2 protein-coding genes and 1 pseudogene are annotated in these 4,672 nt (G+C 48.5%); 1 reads left to right on the top strand and 2 read right to left on the bottom strand.

The annotated features are described in order from the left end of the window. Positions 1–151 precede the first annotated feature (151 nt). Positions 152–1,567: a PepSY-associated TM helix domain-containing protein gene (locus tag ACTG33_RS16305; protein WP_439136281.1), complete on the bottom strand. Its 1,416-nt coding sequence runs from the start codon at positions 1,565–1,567 to the stop codon at positions 152–154. A 36-nt stretch (positions 1,568–1,603) separates the two neighbouring features. Next, positions 1,604–3,754, bottom strand: coding sequence for a TonB-dependent siderophore receptor (locus ACTG33_RS16300; protein ID WP_439136280.1), 2,151 nt, complete (start codon positions 3,752–3,754; stop codon positions 1,604–1,606). Positions 3,755–3,962: 208 nt separating this feature from the next. Here ACTG33_RS16300 and ACTG33_RS16295 point away from each other — a divergent pair. Then, positions 3,963–4,672, top strand: a pseudogene (locus ACTG33_RS16295) (site-specific integrase); the annotation flags it as partial.

The following is a 4,672-nucleotide window of genomic DNA, read 5'->3' as shown; positions in this document are numbered from 1 at the left end:
GCTTGGAAGGTAGTTTGTATCCAGGGTGATCGACGAAATTCTCCCTAAAACCTTTGTAAACCTTCGTAACCTTATGGATAACAAAAGTTTCATTTTAAATATATTTCAAATTCGATGTCATTGAATGACAAGTGCTTACGGGATGATTGAATTACCGACTGTTGGTGAATAATAACGGGTTGGACGTTACAGCAGGTTGTGGCATCAGCGACGACTGAGTCTGATTGCTATTATATTCGCCATTATGATTGCTAGTATGGTTGGTGTGCTTATCAATATAAAAATAGCCCGCGACAACAGTAGCCAGCAAAACCGGCGTGGTGAGTAATTGAGCTCGCGACATTGCACAGGTGTTGAGGCGTCGATAAGTCAGCCATACGCCGGTAAAGGTTAATCCAGTCAAGCCCAAGCCAAAGACAAACCAAATGATCTTGGTGATCAAACCGCCGAACGATCCAAAGTGCAGTGGATCAGCTAGATCGTTGAGGTAGGCCAGCCAGCCACTGGTGTCTGAGCGTACGATTTGTATCACTGTACCAGTTACTGGATCCAGTGATACACGATTGGCTCTGGGGCGCACTAGTCTATCTGATCCATGGCCAAAGACGATGATCGGACGGGTGAGATTTTCCGGGTACAGGATTCTCGATGGTTCCCAATTAGGTAATGCTTGTGTGGTATTGGCGATGATAGTCTCCGCCGTTATCATCTCTCCTATGTCGGTCCTTTGATTCAACAGTTGCTGAGGTAACCCCAGTCTGGGCGGGTCGAAGGGTTTGCCCGCCAACTGCCCGCCAAATTCAGCCAGATACCAGATTCCAGTTACCGCAATCAATACGATAAACCAGATCGCCCACACGCCAACCGCTCGATGTGCATCACCAGTGGCGATACGTAACCCTTTGTGCGTTCTTATTCTGAAGGCCACTGTGCGTAAACGACCGGCGGTTTTTAAACCAGTATAGAGTGAGATTAATAACGCAATGGCCATCGCACCGACAATGGGCAAGCCTACGACCTTAGGCATAAACAGATAGCGATGCAGATCCCGAAAGAAGCGCTGCACTGTGAGAGACGGAGACGTACCGGTTAACTCTCCTGTCCACTGATTGATGTGCAAATAGTAGTAGCTGCCATCCGGTCTGGACAGACGCGCACGGTAGGCAAAGTAATCATTTTCACCCTGGCCGAATGACGTGAGTTTATGGTTAGGTGCAGCTTGATGGATGGCAGTTTCCATTTGTGCCCAGGAAACCTTATCCCCATCCGGAGTTACTCGCATATCTTCTTGCAGTAGCCAGTCGATTTCGTTGCTAATAACGGCGATGGTACCGGTGAGCAATACGATCCCCATAATCAGCATGAGCTGAAAACCCACCCAAGAGTGCAGATCAAACAGTTTGCGTTTTTTGCTCTTGGGCTTGGTCTTCTTGGTGTCGCTACTGTTGTTATTACGGTTGTTTTTATTGATGCTGTGTTTGTCCCTAGGGTGCTTACCTGCTGGTTGTTCAGTAGCAGAGTCGGCATTAGCCGCTCTACCTTCCTGACATTTTTCTACCGACAACATGAACACACCCGTTGTTATCCAGAGTATTAATCAGGGTTAGAACTGCAGTTCAATAGAGCCGCGAACTTCCCTCGAAGGTTCGGGGTTAATCGCCAGTGGGCCGCGCGCTTTATAGTATTGCTCATCAGTCAGGTTCATAGCCGAAAGCCTGAATATCATGTCGTTACCAGAGCCGCGAGTTAAGACGTATTTAATACCGGCATCAAATCGCGTATAGCCGTCCAGGTCATAACTGTTAGCATCGTCTACGGGCCGTTCGGACTCATAAAAGACGCTAGCCTGAAGGGATAGTCCCTGCAGTTTTCCCTGCAAAAATTCGTATTCGGTGGTGAAGCTCAGGGCAACATCCGGAACGCCATAAGGTGTATTGCCGACCAGATCCGGATCATCTGTTACGGTGTATTCGGCATCAAGATAAGTGGCCGAGCCGTGTACGGTGATGTTGTCATTCACTAGACCGGTGACCGAAAAGTCCAGACCATCGTGTTTCTGTGTGCCTCGCTGCTCGATGCGGTTGGCCAGAATATCTTCAACCGGTGCATCGGTTCTTTCGATAGTGAAAATCGATGCTGATGAGAGCAGTTTTCCGCCTAGCGCCTCCCACTTAATACCGGCTTCCAGTTGCTTTCCGAGGGTCGGATCCAGAGCCTGACCTGCATTGACATAGCCACTGCTAACGGCTGCGTTGGGCTCGAAACTTTCACTGTAAGACGTATAAACCGAGAAGTTTGGTGTAGGCAGATAAACAAGGCCGGCACGAGGTGTAAAGTTGGTGGCCTGTGGTTGTCCTTCAGAAGGGGTGCCGGCGATAGAGAAGCTGGATTCGATATCATCGTAGCGACCTCCCAGCATGACGCGCCATTTGTCACCAATGGAGATCACATCCTGGACGGTGATACCCCGGTATTGATCTTTACCGATATTTTTATCTTTACTGGTGGCAATGTGCGGATCATCAACAATTTCGGGGTCATAAATATTGGTGGTGAAGATCACGTTGCGCGCAGTTTCATTGTTGTCCCGGTCGACGTCCTTTTGGTCGATGCCAACTAATACCATATGTGACAATGGGCCGGTATCAAATTCAGCCATCATGTCGGCAAAGTAGGTGGTGTATTCCCAGCGGTTTATCCGATGGCGCGCGCGAATGTTAATGTTGCCAAGATCGTCGGGCAAGCCACGAAACTGGTTGTCGTATCGATCCCGTTCATAATCCTGAAAGCTCATACCACCACGTAGCTGGATGACATCGTTCAACTGGTGGGTGACTTCAACAAACAGGTTGCTGACGTCTGAATCGTACTGAGACCAGGGTTGGTTGAGAATCAAGTCGTAGTCCACACTGGAGAAAGTGCCATCGGGACTGATGACACCAATATCCTGTGGACGATTGTCATTAGTGTAGTCGCCGTTAAAGCGCAGAACGGTTTTATCGTTTATATCCCACTCAAGCGCCGCTGAAAGCACCGTTCTTTCGGTTTCGAAATCACTGCCATCGGCAAACTTTCGAAACGATCCGGAATCCTCATAGGCGGCATTAATGCGATAGCGGACGGCGCCGTCATCTGTTATGGGGCCGCCGTGATCAATGTGATAATGGCTGAAGTCGTTGCTGCCAGCGGTGGCCTTGATCGATGTATGGAATTCACGATTAGGACGTTTTGGGGTCATATTGATGATCCCACCGGGAGCCAGAGTCCCATACAATACAGAGGAGGGGCCCTTGAGTACTTCAACCTTTTCCAGCACTTCTACGGGCGGTGCTGCCAAGTGAAAGAATGAACGACCATCTCGAAAATAGTTAGAGCCGTTGGATAGTTCAAAACCTCTGATTTGATAAGAGGAGTAGGCCCCCAGAAAGTTATTGGCTTTCTGCACACTGGAATCGTTCTGTAGTACTTGATCAAAGCGGAAGGCTTGCTGATCTTCAATAAGCTCTGAGTTGATCACAAAAATCGATTGAGGCGTTTCGAGAATGGGCAAATCGACCCTGGCAGCCGCGTTGCTGCTGGAATCGTAGTAGCTGCGTTGACCAACTACGCTGATGGTTTCTATAGAACTGCTGCTTTCATTGGTGTTAGCCGAGGCAGTGTTACAGAGAATGATCGCTGGGCATAGAGCAAGTGATACAAGTAACCGTGAAGCCAGACGTAATTTGTCGGACTGCGATTGTGCAGAAAAGATCATGGAATATCCGGAGGAGTTGGTTGGATTATTCGAGAATGATAGGGCAAATGCAAATAGCAATCAATGCCATTTTGGGGCGGTCCGTCATATGATGTGGATAGTGTGGTTTTTCAGTGCCATATATCCGATATATTGTAATATCGGATATATGGTAAATATCACAAAACGCCGTATAATGATGGCATCTTGATCAATATCCAGGTGTCATATGAATCCCAAGCGCCGTCCACCCGAGCCCATTATTGACGGGCTCGAATACATTCAGAACCCGTTTCGTCAGCAAAGCTTTTCGGCACATGCGTATCTGGATAAACCATTGCCCGGCGCCGATCAAGATCTGGAATACGTCCTCAAGTTTCTCTACAGTTACAACGGCAGCTCGGCAACATTCAACAGTTATCGCCGGGAACTGGAGCGATTGCTGCAATGGGCCTGGCGGATCGAGCAGCGATCAGTAATTACGCTGCAGCGTGAACACATTGAAGATTTTGTTGCGTTTTGCATTAAGCCGCCGGTGGCCTGGATTGGTACCAAGAATGTCGCTCGCTTCAAAAGCCAGCAAGGTTCCCGAATCATCAATCCTGACTGGCGACCCTTTGTGGTCAATACCACCAAGGCCGATTTCAAAGCGGGAAAATCCTCGGATCCTAAGAGTTTTACGGCATCTCAGGCTGCGATAAAGGCGACATTTACAGCATTATCTTCCTTTTACAGTTATCTGTTGCAGGAAGGATTAACCGAGGCCAATCCTGTTTCATTGATCCGACAAAAAAGTAAATTTGTTCGTCGTGATCATCATGCTTCGGTTGTGCGCCGTATCAGCAACCTCCAGTGGGATTATGTTCTGGAAACTGCGGCATTGATGGCGGATGAGAGCCCGCAAGAGCATGAACGCACCCTGTTTATCATGAATGCCTT

It is taken from the genome of Pseudomaricurvus sp. (assembly GCF_965662505.1).
In the GTDB taxonomy this organism is placed as follows: domain Bacteria; phylum Pseudomonadota; class Gammaproteobacteria; order Pseudomonadales; family Cellvibrionaceae; genus Pseudomaricurvus.
Note: the sequence above shows the minus strand (reverse complement) of the source record. Positions and strands in the feature narration are given on the sequence as shown.

Excerpts from the sequence above, each read along its gene's own strand:
- ACTG33_RS16300 (WP_439136280.1), bottom strand. The coding sequence starts at position 3,754 with ATGATCTTTTCTGCACAATCGCAGTCCGACAAATTACGTCTGGCTTCA.
- ACTG33_RS16305 (WP_439136281.1), bottom strand. The coding sequence starts at position 1,567 with ATGTTGTCGGTAGAAAAATGTCAGGAAGGTAGAGCGGCTAATGCCGAC.